Raw genomic sequence first — 758 nt, 5'->3', positions numbered from 1 at the left:
GCCATATTCCCCAGAACTAAACCCTATCGAACAGGTATGGAGTTGGCTGCGCCAACATTATCTCGCCAATCGCTGTTTTAAAGGATATGAGGACATAGTAGATGCCTGCAGCCAAGCATGGAACAGCTTTATCAGTTGTACAAAACGCGTGATAAAGATGTGCTCTCGGGAATGGGCGAAGGTGACTGAGCTTTAATACGGAATGGTATTAGCCATGATTGAACGCGAAGAAGCTTGTCTTCGTAGCGTGGGAACCCGCTTAGCGGCGGAGCGACCGCCATGGATGGTGGAAGTGTCAATATTGGAGATTGGAGGAACATTTATTGACCGATATCGAGGTAGCTTTTCGCGAAGCGTATAAACACAAAAGCCCTAGCGGTTTAGGCTAGGGCTTTTGTGTTTATTTAGGCACTTGGCGATGACCTACTCTCACATGGGGAGACCCCACACTACCATCGGCGCGATTTCGTTTCACTTCTGAGTTCGGGATGGGATCAGGTGGGACCACAATGCTATTGTCACCAAGCAAATTTTTCTCTAGGACATCACACTAGACTATAATGGTGCTGATACCCAGAATCGAACTGGGGACCTCATCCTTACCAAGGATGCGCTCTACCGACTGAGCCATATCAGCAATTTTTTGTCATCAATAGATGAAATTAGGCGCTTGGCGATGACCTACTCTCACATGGGGAGACCCCACACTACCATCGGCGCGATTGCGTTTCACTTCTGAGTTCGGGATGGGATCAGGT

At 48.4% G+C, this 758-nt stretch carries 1 protein-coding gene, 1 tRNA gene and 2 rRNA genes; 1 reads left to right on the top strand and 3 read right to left on the bottom strand.

Annotation, left to right across the window (positions count from 1 at the left end; all coding sequences use genetic code 11):
* On the top strand, positions 1-196 hold a 196-nt coding region (locus tag HG547_RS20615), incomplete at its 5' end, for a transposase (RefSeq protein ID WP_211164747.1).
* Positions 197-410: 214 nt separating this feature from the next.
* Here HG547_RS20615 and rrf (HG547_RS20610) read toward each other — a convergent pair.
* From rrf (HG547_RS20610) to rrf (HG547_RS20600), 3 genes are all read right to left on the bottom strand, one after another.
* Positions 411-526, bottom strand: a 5S ribosomal RNA gene (rrf, locus tag HG547_RS20610).
* Positions 527-561: 35 nt separating this feature from the next.
* A tRNA-Thr gene (locus HG547_RS20605) sits at positions 562-637 on the bottom strand.
* 31 nt (positions 638-668) lie between these two features.
* A 5S ribosomal RNA gene (gene rrf, locus HG547_RS20600) occupies positions 669-758 on the bottom strand; the annotation flags it as partial.

The sequence above is a fragment of the Shewanella sp. DNRA4 genome, from assembly GCF_012843185.1.
Classification (GTDB): Bacteria; Pseudomonadota; Gammaproteobacteria; order Enterobacterales; family Shewanellaceae; genus Shewanella; species Shewanella xiamenensis.
This window is presented reverse-complemented; position numbering and strand designations above follow the sequence as displayed.